Origin of the sequence: Sphingomonas sp. ATCC 31555, from assembly GCF_000282895.1 — a bacterium.
Taxonomy (GTDB): Bacteria; Pseudomonadota; Alphaproteobacteria; order Sphingomonadales; family Sphingomonadaceae; genus Sphingomonas.
In genome coordinates, this window is the sequence record NZ_ALBQ01000011.1 from 295234 (window position 1) to 313137 (window position 17904).

Annotated in this window: 16 protein-coding genes; all 16 read left to right on the forward strand. The window is 67.7% G+C overall.

The features are described 5' to 3' along the window. Positions 1-56 precede the first annotated feature (56 nt). The 16 genes from B215_RS0105735 (at position 57) to ftsA (ending at position 17872) form a co-directional block, all read left to right on the forward strand. Positions 57-326, forward strand: a complete 270-nt coding sequence (locus tag B215_RS0105735; protein ID WP_236704538.1) for a hypothetical protein — start codon at positions 57-59, stop codon at positions 324-326. Between the two features lie 490 nt (positions 327-816). Further along, positions 817-1296, forward strand: coding sequence for a division/cell wall cluster transcriptional repressor MraZ (locus B215_RS0105740; protein ID WP_236704537.1), 480 nt, complete (start codon positions 817-819; stop codon positions 1294-1296). Then, complete coding sequence (gene rsmH, locus B215_RS0105745; protein WP_019368684.1) at positions 1293-2240, forward strand: 16S rRNA (cytosine(1402)-N(4))-methyltransferase RsmH; 948 nt, start codon at positions 1293-1295, stop codon at positions 2238-2240. The genes B215_RS0105740 and rsmH overlap by 4 nt, the downstream gene beginning before the upstream one ends. Continuing rightward, positions 2240-2851, forward strand: coding sequence for a hypothetical protein (locus B215_RS0105750; RefSeq protein ID WP_037513100.1), 612 nt, complete (start codon positions 2240-2242; stop codon positions 2849-2851). Before rsmH ends, B215_RS0105750 begins: the two co-directional genes overlap by 1 nt. After that, positions 2848-4551: a peptidoglycan D,D-transpeptidase FtsI family protein gene (locus B215_RS0105755; protein ID WP_019368686.1), complete on the forward strand. Its 1704-nt coding sequence runs from the start codon at positions 2848-2850 to the stop codon at positions 4549-4551. The genes B215_RS0105750 and B215_RS0105755 overlap by 4 nt, the downstream gene beginning before the upstream one ends. After that, positions 4548-5963: a UDP-N-acetylmuramoyl-L-alanyl-D-glutamate--2,6-diaminopimelate ligase gene (locus tag B215_RS0105760; protein WP_026008994.1), complete on the forward strand. Its 1416-nt coding sequence runs from the start codon at positions 4548-4550 to the stop codon at positions 5961-5963. Before B215_RS0105755 ends, B215_RS0105760 begins: the two co-directional genes overlap by 4 nt. Positions 5964-6086: 123 nt before the next feature. After that, positions 6087-7472, forward strand: coding sequence for a UDP-N-acetylmuramoyl-tripeptide--D-alanyl-D-alanine ligase (locus tag B215_RS0105765; RefSeq protein ID WP_019368688.1), 1386 nt, complete (start codon positions 6087-6089; stop codon positions 7470-7472). Continuing rightward, on the forward strand, positions 7460-8533 hold the full coding sequence (gene mraY, locus B215_RS0105770) for a phospho-N-acetylmuramoyl-pentapeptide-transferase (protein WP_019368689.1): 1074 nt from the start codon (positions 7460-7462) through the stop codon (positions 8531-8533). Before B215_RS0105765 ends, mraY begins: the two co-directional genes overlap by 13 nt. Beyond that, a complete protein-coding gene (gene murD, locus B215_RS0105775; RefSeq protein ID WP_019368690.1) occupies positions 8530-9858 on the forward strand; it encodes a UDP-N-acetylmuramoyl-L-alanine--D-glutamate ligase in 1329 nt (442 codons plus the stop codon). Before mraY ends, murD begins: the two co-directional genes overlap by 4 nt. 89 nt (positions 9859-9947) lie before the next feature. Next, the gene (locus B215_RS0105780) at positions 9948-11084 is read left to right on the forward strand and encodes an FtsW/RodA/SpoVE family cell cycle protein (protein ID WP_019368691.1); all 1137 of its coding nucleotides are present in this window, start codon (positions 9948-9950) and stop codon (positions 11082-11084) included. Next, positions 11081-12235, forward strand: a complete 1155-nt coding sequence (murG, locus tag B215_RS0105785; RefSeq protein ID WP_026008996.1) for an undecaprenyldiphospho-muramoylpentapeptide beta-N-acetylglucosaminyltransferase — start codon at positions 11081-11083, stop codon at positions 12233-12235. The genes B215_RS0105780 and murG overlap by 4 nt, the downstream gene beginning before the upstream one ends. Beyond that, the gene (gene murC, locus B215_RS0105790; RefSeq protein WP_019368693.1) at positions 12232-13644 is read left to right on the forward strand and encodes a UDP-N-acetylmuramate--L-alanine ligase; all 1413 of its coding nucleotides are present in this window, start codon (positions 12232-12234) and stop codon (positions 13642-13644) included. The genes murG and murC overlap by 4 nt, the downstream gene beginning before the upstream one ends. Positions 13645-13840: 196 nt before the next feature. After that, a complete protein-coding gene (gene murB, locus B215_RS0105795; RefSeq protein WP_019368694.1) occupies positions 13841-14734 on the forward strand; it encodes a UDP-N-acetylmuramate dehydrogenase in 894 nt (297 codons plus the stop codon). Further along, complete coding sequence (locus tag B215_RS0105800; RefSeq protein WP_019368695.1) at positions 14731-15651, forward strand: D-alanine--D-alanine ligase; 921 nt, start codon at positions 14731-14733, stop codon at positions 15649-15651. The genes murB and B215_RS0105800 overlap by 4 nt, the downstream gene beginning before the upstream one ends. Next, entirely contained in the window at positions 15648-16610 is a 963-nt protein-coding gene (locus tag B215_RS0105805; protein WP_019368696.1) for a cell division protein FtsQ/DivIB, read from the forward strand. The genes B215_RS0105800 and B215_RS0105805 overlap by 4 nt, the downstream gene beginning before the upstream one ends. Beyond that, a complete protein-coding gene (ftsA, locus tag B215_RS0105810; RefSeq protein ID WP_019368697.1) occupies positions 16610-17872 on the forward strand; it encodes a cell division protein FtsA in 1263 nt (420 codons plus the stop codon). The genes B215_RS0105805 and ftsA overlap by 1 nt, the downstream gene beginning before the upstream one ends. The last annotated feature ends 32 nt before the right edge of the window (positions 17873-17904 follow it).

Sequence of the window (17904 nt, forward strand, 5' to 3'; positions counted from 1 at the left end):
TGAAAATCGGACCCCAACAAGACCCTAGCCAGGCCATGCAGCGCGTGCGCGTTGGCATGACGGGTCTTGCTGCCGTGATCCTGCTGATCGCGGCGGTGAGTGCGATCTATTCCTCGGCCAATCGCGAGGCGCCGGTGAGCGCTGCCGGGGCATCGAACGCGGCGGTCGTCGCCAACCTGACCGGCAGCGACAATGTCGCCGCCGAGAAGGGGCGCGACGAGCCGCTGGCCGAGCTGGGCGTGGCGCCCGGCACCGACTCAACCGATCCCACTGCAGAGGATCTGGCGCGCGAACAGGCCCATCGCCAGGACAGCGCCGGCCGCTGATCGGGCGCGGGCGGGATTTCGCCCCATCGAAATCGCTGATCGGGGACGGCACGGGATTTCCCCCCAAATTGAGCCGCGTCCGTCTCCCGTTTTGCGCCCTGCGTGAGTCGCGGCGCCTGCGGCGCGGAAACTTCTGCACAAAATCAAGGATATGCGCCTTGGGCGGCTGACGGTGCGTGCGGCTAGTGCCGGCGGGAGAGGCGCGGGCGGACTTTTGCGCGCCCGGAGGGCCGACACAGTGCTTTCCTGGATCAAAAAATGAACGTATCGCGTACATAATGTGAAATGAGACGATTGGAGGCGTAGAGTGGGGGGAAATCCCTTTTCATCCCCGCTGTGCCCGTTGCCTCCCGCGATGTTCTATGATTAAAAGAGCGGGCTAAAAGGGGGGCACGACCCTTTTTTCTCCTGTCGAAATTCTCTGCCGAAGCTGCGGAAACATCCGTGGTTCCGGAGGCGGGGGAGTTGTGCCTGGCTTGGGATTGGCGTGGTGGACAGGGAGCTTTTCGAAGGATTTGCGCTCCAGGCGGTCGATCAGAAAGGTCGTGTCGCCGTGCCCGCCGACCTGCGCGCTGCAGTCGAGCGCAATTCCGAAGTTCGCCAGATCGTCATCGGCCTGCATGCGAAGGATTTGTGCCTTTCCGCGCATGACACCGGCTGGTCCAAGGAAAAGTACCAGCGCATCGACAGGCTCGAACAGCAGGCGATCGATCGAGGCGAGCAGCCCGATCCTGCGGCCAAGCGTCGGGCCTTCGGCCAGGTCGAACGCGTGCCGTTCGACGATAGCGGGCGCTTCGTGCTGCCGCCCTTCTTCCGTGCCAAGGCGAAGATCGAGAAGCTGGCCTTTTTCACGGGCAGCGGCGAGACGTTCGATATCTGGTCGCCCGAGGTGCTGGCGAACGATCCCAATGCCGATCCCGCGCTGAAGGAGATCTGCGCGTTCCTCGTTCAGGCGCGGGGCTCGAAATGAGCGCGGCGCCCCATATTCCCGTGCTGCTGGAGGAAGTGATCGACGGGCTCGCCATCGTGTCCGGCGAGCGCCATGTCGACGCAACCTTTGGTGCGGGCGGCTATACGCGTTCGATGCTTGGCAAGGGCGCAGCCGTGGCGGCGTTCGATCGCGATCCCACCGCGATCGCCGGCGGCGCTGCGCTGGTGACGGAGGCGGAGGGGCGGCTGGAGCTGATCCACGCCCCGTTCAGCCGGATGGAGCAGGAACTGGCCGCGCGCGAGCTGCTGCCGGTGGACGGCGTGACGATGGATATCGGCGTTTCGTCGATGCAGATCGACCAGGCCGATCGTGGCTTTTCATTCCAGCAGGACGGCCCGCTCGACATGCGGATGGCGGCGGACGGCATGTCCGCGGCGGACTGGTTGAACGCGGCCGACGAGGCGGAGATCGCCGACATTTTGTTCCATTACGGCGAGGAGCCGCGCGCCCGCCGCGTTGCCAAAGCGATCGTCGCGGCGCGGCCGCTGACCCGGACCAGCGAACTTGCCGCAGTGGTGCGCAAGGCGCTCGGCTATCGGCCGCACGACAAGAAGGATCCGGCGACGAGGACCTTTCAGGCCGTGCGGATCCACGTCAATCGCGAGCTGGACGAACTGGCCGAGGCGCTGGCCGCGGCGGAGCGCGTTCTGAAGCCCGGCGGGCGGCTGGCGGTGGTGACGTTCCACAGCCTGGAAGACCGGCTGGTCAAGCGCTTCCTGCGGGAGCGCAGCGGCAGCGAGCCTGCCGGTTCGCGCCACCGCCCGGCGATCGGCCCGCGGTCGCAACCAACCTTTGAACCGCCCGCGAAGGCCGTGCGCCCGAGCGAGCAGGAAGTGGAGCGTAATCCACGCGCCCGATCGGCCACGTTGCGCGTCGCGCGGCGGACCGGGGCGGCGCCGTGGTCGAGTGAAGGAGCAGCGTGATGGCAATGCATGGCTTTCGGGGGCTTGGCTGGTTGCTGTGTAGCGTTATCGTTGCGCCGACCTGCTATATGGTGACGTCGCACGGCGCGGCCGAGCGTGCGCGCCTGCGCGGCGTGGAGGCGGCGATCGTCGCCGCGCACAAGGAGATTCGCGGGCTGGAGACGGAGTTTGAAACGCGGGCGAACCTGGCGCAGATCGAACGCTGGAACGGCGACGTGCTGGCGATGAACGCGCCGGCGCCGCAGCAATATCTGGCGAGCGCGACCGGCCTTGCCGCCCTCGATCAGCCCAGCGTGCAGCCTGCGACGGTGCCGGCGGAAACGCCGCGCGTTGAAACGGCGGCGCTGATCATCCCGACCGGCATGCGCCCGATCCAGCCGGTCGCGGCGAAAGCCGTGCCGGCGTCCGCACCGGCAGCGGCATCCGGCCAGCCGAACGGAGTGGTACGCGTCGCCCGGCAGGAAGCTGCGCGCCCCGATGGCGAACTCAACCGCCTGATGCAAAAGGTTGATCGTTCTAAGCTGGCGATGGCGGATCGCCCGCTGCTCAGCGCTTCGACGATGAACGATCTGCGGCGAGTTGCCCAGCGCGAGCAATTGGCGTTGCATTGATCGTCGTCGTGGCTCCTCCGGCGCGCGCGCGCACCCCAGGCGGCGAGCGACCGGCGCTCGTCGCGGTGGCGCAACTGCGCCTGATGATCCTGTCGATCCTGTTCTGCGCAGGCATTCTGGCGATCGTCGGCAAGCTGAGCCTGCTGGCGATCTCGTCCGAACCCGCAACGGCGCGCGACCTGGCGAGCGCGCTGGTGCCGGCGCGTGCCGACATCGTCGATCGCAACGGCACGCCGCTGGCGCGCAGCATCGAAGCCTGGATGATCGCGATCCACCCCAACCGGGTGATCAGCGACAAGGTGGTGCTGGCGCAGAAGCTGGCCGAGTTGATGCCCGAGCGTTCGGCGAGCGACTATCTGGCGGTGCTCAACACCGGCAGCAGCTTCGCCTTTCTGAAGCGGCGCGCGCTGCCGGAACTGGTGAACGCGCTCAATGCGCTAGGCGAGCCGGCGATCGAGTTCACGCCGGAAAAGGATCGGTTGTACCCGCAGTCCGAAATGGCCGCGCATGTGCTCGGGTACCTCGACGACGAGGGGCATGGCGTCACCGGCATGGAAAAGGTGCTGGACGCGCGGCTGCGCGATCCGGCGCAGCGTGGGCAGCCGGTGATGCTGTCGCTCGACGCACGGGTGCAGGCCGCGCTGGAAAGCGAATTGGGCCGCGCGATGACGGACCTGCAGGCGCGCGGCGCGGCTGGCGTGGTGCTGGACGTGCATACCGGCGAAGTGGTGGCCATGACGTCGCTGCCCAGCTTCAATCCCAACGCGCTGGGTGGGCCGCCGCCGCGCAACAACGTGACGCAGAGCGTGTACGAGCTCGGCTCGACCTTCAAGCCGATCGCGGTCGCGGCTGCGATCGATTCGGGTACGATCACCTCGATGGCGCGGCGCTTCGATGCGACGGCGCCGATGAAGGTCGGCCGCTTCACCATTCATGACGATCCGGGCGACGAGCAATTCCGCTGGCTCAACATCCCGGAGACGCTGATCTATTCTTCGAACATCGCCACCGCGCGCATTGCCGACGAACTGGGCGCGGAGAAGATGCAGGACATGTTTCGCCGCCTGGGCTTCGACCAGCGGCCGAGCATCGAGATCGGCGCAACCCGGCCGCTCTGGCCGGCGAACTGGGGACGGATCACCGTGATGACGACCGCTTATGGCCATGGCATCGCGGTGACGCCGCTGCACCTCGCCACCGCCTATGCGACGCTGGTGAACGGCGGTATCTGGCGCCCGGCGACGCTGATGAAGGTGGATGCCGCGCATCCGCCCGAGAGCCGGCGGGTGCTGCAGGAAGCTACCAGCGCACGGATGCGTCAGCTGCTGCGGCTGATCGTGTTAAAGGGCACGGGCCGCAAGGGCGAGGCGCCGGGCTATCGCGTCGCCGGCAAGACCGGGACGGCGGAGGCCGCCAGCGAGGGTGGCTATGACAAGCATCGCAACGTCTCCACCTTCGCGGCGGCTTTCCCGATCGACGCGCCGCGCTATGTGGTGGTGGCGATGCTGGACTCGCCCAAAGCTAATGCCACCACGCCGCGAACGACGGCCGCCTGGACGGTGGCGCCGGTCGTCTCGCGCCTGATTGCGCGGACCGGCGGGATTCTGGGCATCGCCCCCGATGGCGGCCGCGATATCGACGAGAGCGACTTGCTGCCGCTGGTAGAAAAGTCCCCCGAGCCGGGAGCGGGAACCGAATGAAACTGGGTATGCTGACAGGCGGCGACGAACCCGCAATCGTAACGGGTTTCGCCATCGATCATCGCAAGGTGGCGCCAGGCACGATCTTCGGCGCGTTCGAAGGCGCGCGGGTGAACGGCGAAGACTTTATCCCCGCAGCAGTGCAGGCGGGGGCAATCGCCGTCGTCGCGCGGCCCGAGGCGGTGGTGGAGGGGGCGATCCACATCGCGGACGCCAATCCGCGGGCCCGCTTCGCCAGTCTGGCGGCGCCGTTCTTCGCGCCCTTCCCCACAACGGCGGCGGCGGTGACCGGCACCAACGGCAAGACCTCCACGGTCGAGATGACGCGCCAGTTGTGGCGCATGGCGGGCTTCCACGCCGCTTCGATCGGCACGCTTGGGGTCACGACGGCCGACGAGCGCGTATCGACCGGGCTGACCACGCCGGACATCGTTACCTTTCTGTCGAATGTTGCGGGGCTTGCACGTGAGGGCGTGACGCACGTCGCATTCGAGGCATCGTCGCACGGCCTTTCGCAATATCGTATCGAAGGCCTGCCGGTGCGCGCGGCGGCGTTCACCAACCTCAGCCGCGATCACCTGGACTATCACGGCGACATGGCGACCTATTTTACCGCCAAGATGCGCCTGTTCGCCGAGGTGCTGGCGCCCGATGGAACCGCCGTGGTGTGGGCCGACGATCCGCACGCGCCGCAGGTGGAAGACCTGGCTCGGATGCGCGGCAATCGCCTGATTACCGTCGGCGAGCACGGCAAGACGCTGCGGCTGCTCTCGCGGGCGCCGTCGCTGCTCGGGCAGACGCTGGAGGTCGAGGCGGAGGGCCGGACGCATAGCGTGCGCCTGCCGCTGATCGGCGCCTATCAGGCGGCCAACGCATTGACCGCGGCCGGGCTGGTGATCGCCACCGGCGGCGACGTGACAGAGACGCTGGCCAATTGCGCGCGGCTGCAGCCGGTGCGTGGTAGGCTGGAGCGAGCGGCGATCACCGCCGTGGGCGCGCCGGTATATGTCGATTACGCGCATACGCCCGATGCGCTAGAAGCGGCGATGGAGGCCCTGAAGCCGCATACCGACGGCCGGCTGATCCTGGTGTTCGGCGCGGGCGGCGATCGCGATCCCGGGAAGCGCGAGCTGATGGGGCAGGTAGCCGCGGCAGGTGCTGATGTGGCGATCGTGACCGACGACAATCCGCGCACCGAGAACCCGGACGAGATCCGCCGTGCGATCCTGAAGGGCGCGCCGGATGCCGCCGAGATCGGCGACCGGCGCGAAGCGATTGCGGCGGCGATCCGGATGGCGGAAGCAAACGATATCGTATTGGTCACCGGCAAGGGACATGAACAGGGGCAGATCGTGGGCGAGCTGGTGCTGCCGTTCGACGATGTCGCGGTTGCGCGGGAGTGCGCGGCGTGAAGAAGCTTCCGGCCAAGTTCCGCTCCCGCTTGCCGGGGCTAGGGGAGGGATGACCGTGGCGTGTGTCCTGCACTCTCAATTCGAGCCCCTCCTCCGACCCCTGCTGCAAGCGGGAGGGGAGCGATGAACCGTGCGCTCTGGACCTCCGAGGAAATCGCCGCCGCCACGCAGGGCTCTGCGTCGGCGGACTTTACGGTTTCCGGCGTCGCGTTCGACTCCCGTGAGGTTGGCCCGGGCGACCTGTTCCTCGCGCTCAAGGGCGAGAGCACCGACGGGCATCGCTTCCTTAACCAGGCTTTTGCGCAGGGAGCGGCCGGTGCGGTGGTCTGCGACCCGACCGATCACCCCAGCGTTCGCGTCGCCGATACGACCCATGCGCTGAACGCACTCGGCGCGGCGTCGCGCGCGCGGTCGACTGCCAAGATCATCGGGGTGACCGGATCGGTCGGCAAGACGGGTACCAAGGAAGCGCTGTTCGCCGCGCTGGACCGGATCGATCCCGGCTGCGCGCACCGATCGGTGAAAAGCTACAACAACCATACCGGCGTGCCGCTCAGCCTGGCGCGGATGCCGCGCGATGCCCGCTACGGTGTGTTCGAAATGGGCATGAACCATGCCGGCGAACTCGCACAGCTCACTCGGCTGGTGCGGCCGCATGTCGCGATCGTCACCGCGATCGCGCCCGCGCATCTCGGCTTTTTCGATAGCGTCGAGGGCATTGCCGATGCCAAGGGCGAAATCTTCCAGGGGCTGGAACGGGGCGGCACTGCGATCGTGCCGTTCGATAGCCCGCACCGCCATCGGCTGCGCGCTGCGGCGGAGCCCTATGCCACGCGCATCGTCACGTTCGGGCTTGGCGAAGGCGCGGACGTGCGCGCCGTGGAGACGATGCGGACGCGCGGCGGCGGCACCTTCGTGATGGCGCGGCTCGGCGATCGGGAGCTCAGCTTCACCCTGTCGCAGCCGGGCGACCATTGGGTTTCCAATGCCATGGCGATCCTGGCGGCGGTGGACGCCGTGGGCGGCGATCTCGAAGTCGCCGGGCTGGCGATGGCCGAGCTGGGCGGATTGGCCGGACGCGGTGCGCGGCTGGCGGTGCCCATGGGCGAGGGCAGCGCGCTGGTCATCGACGAAAGCTACAACGCCAATCCCGGCTCGATGCGCGCCACGCTCGCCGTTCTGGCGCAGGAGCCCGGGCGCAAGCTGGCGGTGCTCGGCGAAATGCGTGAACTGGGCGTCTATTCCGATGCGCTGCACGCTGAACTGGCCGATCCGATCGTGGCGGCTGGGGTGAGCCGTGCCATTTTGGTGGGCGAAGCGATGGCGCCGCTGGCCGCTGCGCTTGAGGGCCGCATCGATTTCGTTCATGTGGCCGATGCTGCGGCTGCGAAGGTGCAGCTCGAATCCACGCTCCGCGCGGGCGATGCGGTTCTCATCAAAGGGTCGAACGGCGTGCGGCTCGCGAGCCTGGTCGCGGCGCTGGCGGAAAGGCAATCATGCTCTATCTGATCGCGGAGCAGCTGGGCTTCCCCGGCGTGCTCAATCTCTTCCGCTATCTCTCGTTCCGCACCGGCGGGGCGGTGGCGACTGCGCTGCTGATCGGCCTGCTGATCGGCCCGAAGTTCATCGGCTGGCTGCGGCTGCGCCAGGGCAAAGGCCAGCCGATCCGCACCGACGGGCCGCAGAGCCACCTCGCCAAGCGCGGCACGCCGACGATGGGCGGGCTGATGATCCTGACCAGCCTGACACTCGCGCTGCTGATCTGGATGGACCTGCGCAACGCCTATGTCTGGGCGTGCATGTTCGTGACGCTCGGCTTCGGCATGATCGGCTTCCTCGACGATTACGACAAGGTTCGGAAGCAGAAGACCGCGGGCGTCTCCGGCAAGGTGCGGCTGATCGGCGAGTTCCTTATCGCCGGCGTCGCCAGCGCGATCATCATTTTCGCCGAGGGTAATACGCAGCTCTACGTGCCCTTCCTCAGCTGGGTGCACCCGGATCTCGGCTATTTCTACATCGCCTTCGCGGCGTTCACGATCGTTGCGTTCGGCAATGCGGTGAACCTCACCGACGGTCTCGACGGCCTCGCGACGATGCCGGTGGTGATCGCTGCGATGGCGTTCATGCTGATCGCTTATCTCGCGGGCAACAAGATCTACGCGACCTACCTCGGTATTCCGCACGTGCCGGGCGCGGGTGATCTCGCCATCTTCTGTGGCGCGATGATCGGGGCGGGGCTTGCGTTTCTTTGGTTCAATGCGCCCCCGGCCGCCGTGTTCATGGGCGATACCGGCAGCCTGGCGCTGGGCGGGGCGATCGGCACGATTGCCGTCACGACGCACCATGAGCTGGTGCTCGGCATCATCGGTGGCCTGTTCGTGATGGAGGCGCTGAGCGTCATCATCCAGGTGTTCTTCTTCAAGCGCACCGGCAAGCGCGTGTTCCGCATGGCGCCGATCCACCACCATTTCGAGCAGCTCGGCTGGTCGGAGCCGACGGTGGTGATCCGCTTCTGGATCATTGCCTTCGTACTCGCGCTGGCCGGCCTCGCGACGCTCAAGCTGCGGTGATCGCCAGCCCCGCCTGGCGCGGCAAACGCTTCGCGGTGCTCGGGCTTGCGCGCTCGGGCGCGGCGACCGTGCGCGCGCTGGTGGCCAGCGGGGCGGGGGTGCTGGCGTGGGATTCGAATGCAGCGGCGCGGGAGGCTCTCGCCGACGCAGTTCAAGAGATGTCCATCGAATTGGACGCTGTCTCGCTTGAATTCGCCGATCCGCTGGACGCTGATCTCACCGGCTATGCGGGCATGGTCGTCTCCCCGGGCGTGCCGCTCAACCGGCATCCGATCGCGGCCCACGCCCGCGCCGCCGGCGTTCCGCTGATCGGTGACATCGAGCTGTTCGCGCAGGCACGCGCGGACCTGCCGGCGCACCGCGTGGTCGGCATCACCGGCACCAACGGCAAGTCGACCACCACGGCGCTGATCCACCACATCATCGAGGCCTCCGGTATTCCGACGCGGCTGGGCGGCAATATCGGCCTGCCGATCCTGGGGCAGGAGGCGCTGCCGCAGGGTGGCGTCTACGTACTCGAACTGTCGAGCTACCAGATCGACCTGACCCACAGCCTCGACTGTGACGTCGCGGTGCTGCTCAACATCACACCCGACCATCTCGACCGCTATGATGGCTTCGAGGGCTATGCCGCGTCCAAGGGCCGGCTGTTCGGCATGCAGAGCAAGGGCCACGCCGCAATCATCGGCATCGGCGATGCGGCCTCGGCGGCCATTGCCCGGCAGGTGGCGCTCTCCGGTCGCAGCGAGGATGTGACGAAGATCGCCCCCGGCGTGTGCATGGACCAGTCGCGCTGGCCGGCGCTGCAGGGCCCGCACAACGCCCAGAACGCGCTCGCCGCCATCGCCGCCTGCGAGGCGCTCGGCATCGACCGCGCCGCGATCGACAAGGGACTGGAGAGCTTCCCCGGCCTGCCGCACCGCATGGAGCGGATCGTGACCCGGGGCGGCGTGCTGTTCGTCAACGATAGCAAGGCGACCAACCCGGAATCGACCGCGCCCGCGCTCGCGGCATACCCGCGCATCCACTGGATCCTGGGCGGTGTCGCCAAGACCGACAGCCTGGAGGCGTGCCGCCCCGGCTTCGGCCATGTCGTGCATGCCTATACCATCGGCGAGGCCGGGCCCCTGTTCGCCCGGCTGCTTGAAGGCGAGATGCCCGTCGAGCAGTCCGGCACGCTGGAAGCCGCCGTTCGCGCCGCCGCCGCCAAGGCCCAGCCGGGCGAGGCGGTGCTGCTGTCGCCGGCCTGCGCCTCGTTCGATCAGTTCCGCGACTTCGAGGCGCGGGGGGATGCCTTCCGTGCCGCGGTGGAGGCGCTCGGGTGAGCCGCCGGGCCGAGGGCGCGGGCGAGACGAGGGGCGGCCTTCCGCGACTTTCCGATCAGTTGAGCCGCGCGAGCCGATCGCGCGCGGGCATGTGGTTCTGGGAAGTGGACCATGTGCTGATGTTGCTGGCGGTGCTGCTGATCGCGATCGGACTGGTCGCCGTCGCCGCCGCCTCGCCGGCAACGGCCCGGCGCTATTCGGATGCCTCGCACATCGTGCCGCCAATGTATTATTTCTGGCGGCAGCTGATGTGGGTGTGCGTATCGCTGCCCGTGCTGATCGTCGTATCGATGCTGCCCACCACGGTGGCGCGCCGGCTGTCCGTTGCGGGCGCGGTGGTGTTTTTGGGCATGATGGCGCTGCTGCCGGTAATCGGGCATGAGGTGAACGGCGCCAAGCGCTGGATAAGCCTGGGCATTTCCGATCTGCAGCCGTCCGAATTCCTGAAGCCGATGTTCATTGTCACCATCGCCTGGATCCTGTCCTTCCGGGCCAAGGATCCTGAACTGCCGGTGATGATCGTCACCGGCGCGCTGACCGCGCTGATCGGCGGCCTGCTGATGCTCCAGCCGGATTTCGGGCAGACGATCGTGTTCGGGCTGGTCTGGGTGATCCTGCTGATGATCGCGGGCATTTCGCCCGCCGCGATCGCAGGGCTGGGCGGGGTGGCGCTTGCGGGCGTGGTCGCCGCCTATCTGTTCTACGGCACCGCACGCACCCGGATCGACAATTTCCTGTTTCCGACCAAGGAAGCGGCATTGGCCGATCGCTACCAGGTGGAAATGGCGCATGATACGCTGAGCGCCGGCGGCCTGTTCGGCGCTGGACCGGGCAGCGGCCAGATCAAGTTTCGCCTGCCCGAGGCGCACACCGACTATATCTTCGCGGTGATCGGCGAGGAATTCGGGCTGATCGCGTGCGCGGTGATCGCTGTGCTGTATCTTTCGATCGTGATCCGCGTGCTGACCAAGCTGCTGGACGAGGAGGATCCGTTCCGGATGCTGGCGGCGGCCGGCCTGGCGACGCAATTCGGTCTGCAGGCGCTGATCAACATGGCGGTGAACACCGGGCTTGCGCCGTCCAAGGGCATGACGCTGCCGTTCATCAGCTATGGCGGATCGTCGATGATCGCGCTTTCGATCGGCTACGGCCTGCTGCTCGCTTTCACCCGACGAAACCCGTATCTGAAGCGCTCGCCCTACACCGCGCGCTGGAGCAAGCCATGACCGATCGCCGCAGTTACGTTCTTGCCGCCGGGGGCACCGGGGGGCACATGGTGCCGGCCGCCGCGCTGGGCGTGGAGCTGGCGCGGCGCGGCCACCACGTCGCGCTGGTAAGCGACGAGCGCGGCGTGCGCTTCCCCGGCCTGTTCGAAGGGGTGGAAACGCACGTACTGCCCGCAGGACGGCTGGGCGGCGGCCCAATCGGCGCGCTCAAGGCGGCGCGGCAGATGTGGGCGGGCCGGGCGATGGCAAGGCGCTTGTACAGGCAGATCCGGCCGGCGGCCGTAATCGGCTTTGGCGGCTACCCCGCGTTTCCGGCGCTGATGGCCGCCTTTGGTGCCGGCATCCCGACGGTGATTCACGAGCAAAATGCCGTGCTGGGCCGGGTGAACCGGCTGGTGGCGGGCCGCGTCAAGGCGATCGCCACCTCGTACGAAACCGTCGAGCGGATGAAGCCGGGATGGCTGGCCAAGACCTTCCTGACCGGCAACCCGGTGCGCGAGGCGGTGCTGGACCTGCGCAGTCGCCCCTATCCGATGCTGGAGGAAGAGGGCCTGTTCCGGGTGCTGGTGACTGGCGGCAGCCAAGGCGCGTCGATCCTCAGCCAGGTGGTGCCCGATGGGCTGGCGCTGTTGCCGGTGCATTTCCGCCGGCGGCTGCAGGTGACGCACCAGGCGCGCATCGAGGACATCGAGATGGTCCGCGCCAAGTATCAGGACCACGAGATTCCGGCCGAAGTGGCGACCTATCTGCCCGACATGCCCGAGCGGCTCGCCTGGGCGCATCTTGTGATCGCGCGGGCAGGAGCCTCGACGATCGCCGAACTGACTGCCGCCGGGCGGCCGGCGATCCTGGTGCCGCTGCCCAGCGCGACCGACGATCACCAGACGGTGAATGCCCGAGAGATCACCGAAGCCGGCGGCGCACGGACGATTGCCCAACGCAGCTTCACCGCGCAGGAACTGGCCAAGCAGATGCAGAAGCTGGGGCTGGACACCAAGGCGCTGGAGAATGCGGCGGCGCGGGCGCGCGGCTGCGGCCGGCCGGATGCGGTGCGCGACCTGGCGGACCTTGTGGAGTCGATCCACGCACCGCGAGCCCCGGTGGGGAAGGTGCAGAAAGCCAATAAGAACGGAAGGCCAGCTTACGCATGAAGGGCGTCGCGACCGATATCGGTACCATTCACTTCGTCGGCATCGGCGGCATCGGCATGTCCGGTATCGCCGAAGTGATGCACAACCTTGGCTATAAGGTGCAGGGATCCGACGTCGCTGACAGCTATGTCGTGCAGGGGCTGCGGGATCGCGGCATCGGCGTTACGATCGGCCATGCCGCCGAAAATCTCGGCGATGCGGCGGTGGTGGTGGTCTCCACCGCGATCGTCCGCACCAATCCGGAAGTGGAAGCCGCCTACCAGCGCCGCATTCCCGTGGTGCGCCGCGCCGAGATGCTTGCCGAGCTGATGCGGCTGAAGTCCACCGTGGCGGTGGCGGGCACTCACGGCAAGACCACGACGACCTCGATGGTCGCCGCGCTGCTCGATGCCGGTGGTGTCGATCCGACGGTGATCAACGGCGGCATCATCAACCAGTACGGCTCGAACGCCCGGCTCGGCGACAGCGAATGGATGGTGGTGGAGGCCGACGAAAGCGACGGCAGCTTCCTTCGGCTGGACGGCACGATCGCCGTCGTCACTAATATCGATCCCGAGCATCTCGATCATTATGGCTCGTTCGAGAAGGTGAAGGCCGCGTTTGTGGAGTTCGTCGAGAACGTACCCTTCTATGGTGCGGCATTGCTCTGCCTCGATCATCCGGAAGTGCAGGCGCTGATCCCGCGGGTGCGCGACCGGCGGATCGTCACCTATGGCTTTGCCGCGAGCGCCGATGTGCGCGGGGTGAATGTGACGCCGCATGGCGGTGGCAACCGCTTCGAGGCGATCATCCGCAACCGCGACGGTACGACCCGCTCGATCGAGAATATCGAGCTGCCCATGCCGGGCCGCCACAACGTCCAGAACGCGCTGGCCGCGATCGGCGTGGCGCTGGAACTCGGCATTCCGGACGCGACGATCCAGCAGGGCTTCGCCAAGTTCGGCGGGGTCAAGCGGCGCTTCACCAAGGTGGGCGAAGTCGCGGGGGCGACGATCATCGACGACTATGGTCACCACCCGGTGGAAATCCGCGCGGTGTTGGCCGCGGCGCGCGAAAGCGTGCGCGGCCGGGTGATCGCCGTGGTGCAACCGCACCGTTACTCGCGGTTGGGCAATCTGATGGACGACTTCGCCCAGTCGTTCAACGATGCCGACATGGTCTATGTCGCGCCGGTCTATCCGGCGGGCGAGGCGCCGATCGAGGGCGTCCATGCGGATGCGCTGGTCGAGAACGTCTCCCGGCGAGGTCACCGGGCGGTGGCGGCGACTACCGATGCGGCGGCGCTGGCAGGCTCGCTCGCGGGCGTGCTGCGTGAGGGCGACATGGTGGTGTGCCTTGGGGCGGGCGACATCACCAAATGGGCGGCCGGTCTCGCACCTGCGATCGCGGCTGCGCGGGGGGATACGTGAGCAAGGCGGCGGATCTTCTTCTTAAGCCCCTCCCTTCCAGGGGAGGGGTTGGGGTGGGGGACTCCGCCACGCGCGGAGGACTCGCCTCTCTGTCCTGCCCCACCCCCAACCCCGCATCAGGTGAGCAGCGCCCCGCGCTGTTCAGGCGCTGCCGGGGGCAGCGCCGACCTGATGCGCCTGAAGGGGAGGGGCTTTGATGTCGAACTTGCCCCAGCCGCGCGGCAAGCTCACGCCCAACGCGCCGCTTGCCCCGCTCGTGTGGTTCAAGAGCGGCGGTGCGGCGGAATGGCTGTTCGAGCCCGCCGATGCCGACGACCTTGCCGCGTTTCTGGCCGCGCTTGATCCCGCCACCCCGGTGATGGGCCTCGGCCTCGGCTCGAACATGATCGTGCGCGACGGCGGCGTGCCGGGCGTGGTGATCCGTCTGGGCAAGGCCTTCGCGACGGTCGAGCAGCTCGATGAGACCACCCTGCGCTGCGGTGGCGGTGCTTCGGGCATCCTCGTCTCGTCCAAGGCGCGCGACTGGGGCATCGGCGGGGTCGAGTTCCTGCGCTCGATTCCCGGTACGGTCGGCGGCTTCGTGCGGATGAACGGCGGCGCCTATGGCCGCGAGACCTGCGACATCCTGGTCGAGTGCGAGATCGTGCTCCGCTCGGGCGAGCGGCGCGTGCTGGCCAACGCCGATCTTGGCTACACCTATCGCCACAGCAGCCTGCCCGAGGGTGCGATCGTGGTCAGCGCCACCTTCCGCGGCTTCCCCAAGCCCTCGGAGGAGATCCAGGCCGAGATGGACCGCATCGCCGCCGCGCGCGAGGAATCGCAGCCGCTGCGCTCGAAAACCGGCGGCTCGACCTTCAAGAACCCGGAAGGGCACAAGGCCTGGGCGCTGGTCGACGCGGCCGGCTGCCGGGGGCTGCGGCGCGGCGACGCGCAGGTCAGCGAGAAACATTGCAACTTCCTCCTCAACCTGGGGGAAGCGACCAGCGCCGATATCGAGGCGCTGGGCGAGGACGTTCGTGCGCGCGTGAAGGCGCAGTCGGGCGTGGAACTGGAGTGGGAGATTCAGCGCGTGGGTGTTGCGGGTAAATGACGAAGAATCTCCACATCGCCGTATTGATGGGCGGCTGGTCGGCCGAGCGGGAGGTGTCGCTGATGTCGGGGGGCGGCGTCGCCGATGCGCTGGAGGGCCTCGGCCACCGCGTCACCCGGATCGACCTGGACCGCGACGTCGCCGCCAAGCTCGCCGAGGCGAAGCCGGACGTGGTGTTCAACGCGCTCCACGGCACCCCGGGCGAGGACGGCAGCGTGCAGGGGATGCTCGACCTGATGGGCATCCGCTATACCCATTCGGGCATGGTCACCTCGGTGATCGCGATCGACAAGCAGCTGACCAAGCAGGCGCTGGTGCCGCACGGCATCCCGATGCCCGGCGGGCGGATGGTGTCGCGCGAGGAGCTGTACCGGCAGGATCCGCTGCCGCGCCCCTATGTGCTCAAGCCGGTCAACGAAGGTTCGTCGGTGGGCGTGGCGATCGTCACCGCCGAGAGCAATGTCGGCAATCCGATCAGCCCGCAAGCGCGCGGCCCCTGGCAGGAGTTCGACGCACTGCTCGCCGAGCCGTTCATCCGCGGGCGCGAGCTGACCACCGCGGTGCTGGGCGACCAGGCGCTGGGCGTGACCGAACTGAAGCCTAAGAGCGGTTTCTACGACTATGAATCCAAATACACCGACGGCCTCACCGAACACGTCTTCCCGGCGCAGATCCCGGACGATGTGGCGGAAGCGTGCAAGCGGATCGCGCTCGACGCGCACCGGCTGCTCGGCTGCAAGGGCGCCTCGCGCGCCGATTTCCGCTGGGACGATACGCAGGGCGTCGACGGGCTGTTCCTGCTCGAGGTCAACACCCAGCCCGGCATGACTCCGCTCAGCCTGGTGCCCGAACAGGCGCGCCATCTGGGCATCGACTATGCTACGCTCGTGCAACGGATCGTCGAGGAGGCATTGTGAGCCGCAGGCCCGCCCAGCAACAGCGCGCGACGACGCGGCGCGGCGACAAGCCGAAGCCGCGCGGCACCGCCGCGCGACGGCCGCAGCGGGCGAGCATTGTCGATCAGGCGATTTCCGGCCTGCCGATCAGCCCCGATACGCTCCACAAGATCGTTACCTGGAGCATCGTAAGCGCGGTCGGCGCGGTGGTGCTGACGGTCGGCATCCTGGCGGGCGTGCCGCAGATGATCGGCGTCGGCATCGCCCAGGCGGTGGGTGATGCCGGTTTGCGTGTCGACGAGATCCAGATCGACGGGCTGAAGCGGATGGATCGCGCGACCGTGTACGAGCAGGTGCTCGATCAGGATTCGCGGGCAATGCCGCTGGTGAATCTGGAGGATGTGCGGCAGCGGCTGCTGCAATTCCCTTGGGTCAAGGATGCCCGTGTGTCGCGGCGGCTGCCCCACACGCTTCACATCTATATCGAGGAGCGTGTGCCTGCCGCGATCTGGCAGAATCACGGGCGGCTGATGCTGGTCGATCCGGAAGGCGTGCCGCTGGAGCCGGTGTCCGCCGAAGCGATGCCCGATCTGCCGCTGCTGATCGGTGACGGCGCCAATGTGCAGGAAGCGGCGCGCAAGCGTCTGCTCGATGGGCAACCCGGCTTGAAGCCGCTGGTCAAGGCGACGAGTTGGGTCGGCAATCGCAGGTGGGACCTGTTCTTCACCTCCGGTGAGAAGCTGCAGCTTCCCGAAGGCGATGCGGCCGCAGCGGCTGCGCTGAAGAAGTTCGTGGCGATCGATGCGCAGCAGCGGCTGCTCGGCCGCGGCTATCTGGGATTTGACATGCGCGACGACAGCAAGTTGGTTGTCCGGCGCCAGGGGGTGGTCGAACCGCCGCAGCCGGCACCGGCCGCGCCGGCATCGCCGCCGCCGGCGACGGCACCCGTAGCGGCGGGCGCGGTGCAGGGGGAAGGCTGATGGCGAAAGTTGCACCCGAAGGGCTGATCACCGCGCTCGATGTGGGGTCATCGAAGGTTTCGGCGCTGATCGCGCAGCGGAGCGAGGACGGCAATCTGGTCGTGCTAGGCACCGGGCAGCGGGAAAGCCGGGGCGTGAAGCGCGGCTATGTTGCCGACATGCGCACCACCGAAATCGCGATCCGCGAGGCGGTGGAGCAGGCGGAACGGATCGCCGGCTTCAACATCGAGGATGTGTGGGTCAGCTTTTCGGCCGGCGGGCTGGTTTCCAGCATCGTCAAGCTGGAGGCCGACCTGGGCGGCCACCGGGTCGAGCAATCCGATATCGACGATCTGCTCCGCGCCGGGCAGGATGCGATCGACCCGCAGGGCAGGATGGTGCTGCATGCGCAACCGACCCGCTACACGGTGGACGGGCTGGGGGGTGTGAAGCGGCCGCTGGGCCTGCACGCCGATCGGCTGGGCGTCGACGTGCATGTGGTGACGACCGACGGGTCGCCGGTGCGCAACCTGGATCTGTGCGTGCGGTCCGCGCATCTCGAAGTGCGCTCGATCATCGCCGCGCCGGTGGCGACCGGGCTGGCCTGCCTTACCGAGGAGGAGCGCGAACTGGGCGTCGCGCTGGTTGAGATCGGCGCGGGGGTCACCAATGTATCGGTGTTCGCGCAGGGCGTGCTCGCCGGGCTTGCCTCGATCCCGATGGGATCGGCCGACATCACCGACGATATCGCCGCCGCGTTCGGCACCGCCCGTGCCTGGGCCGAGCGGACGAAGTGTTTCCACGGCTCGGCCAATCTCAGCCCGCGCGACAATCGCGAGATGATCGAAGTGACGCCGGCCACTGCCGAGGAAGGCAGCGAGGGCCAGCGCATCACCAAGGCGGCGCTGAACACGGTGATCCGCCAGCGGCTGGAGCGGCTGATTACCGATATTCAGAAGGAACTGAAGCGGCTCAACTTCCAGGATCCCGTTGGGCGGCAGATCGTGCTGACCGGCGGTGGCGCGGAATTGGCGGGCGTGGCCGATTACGCGCAGCAGGCGCTGGGCAATGCGGTGCGCGTGGGCAAGCCGCGCGGATTGCTGGCGATGCCCAGCGCGCATAGCGGCCCGGCCTTTTCGACGCTGGCGGGACTGGCGCAATTCGCCGCCGCGGATCCGATCGATTTGCGCGCGCTGGAGCCGGGGCGGCACCAGCTCGTCACCCGGGCAAGCCCGGGCGCTCTGTTCCAGCGGTTGATCGCAGCGTTCCGGGCGAATTATTAGGGAAATGCGTCCGGCAGGGTGTTAGGGCTAGA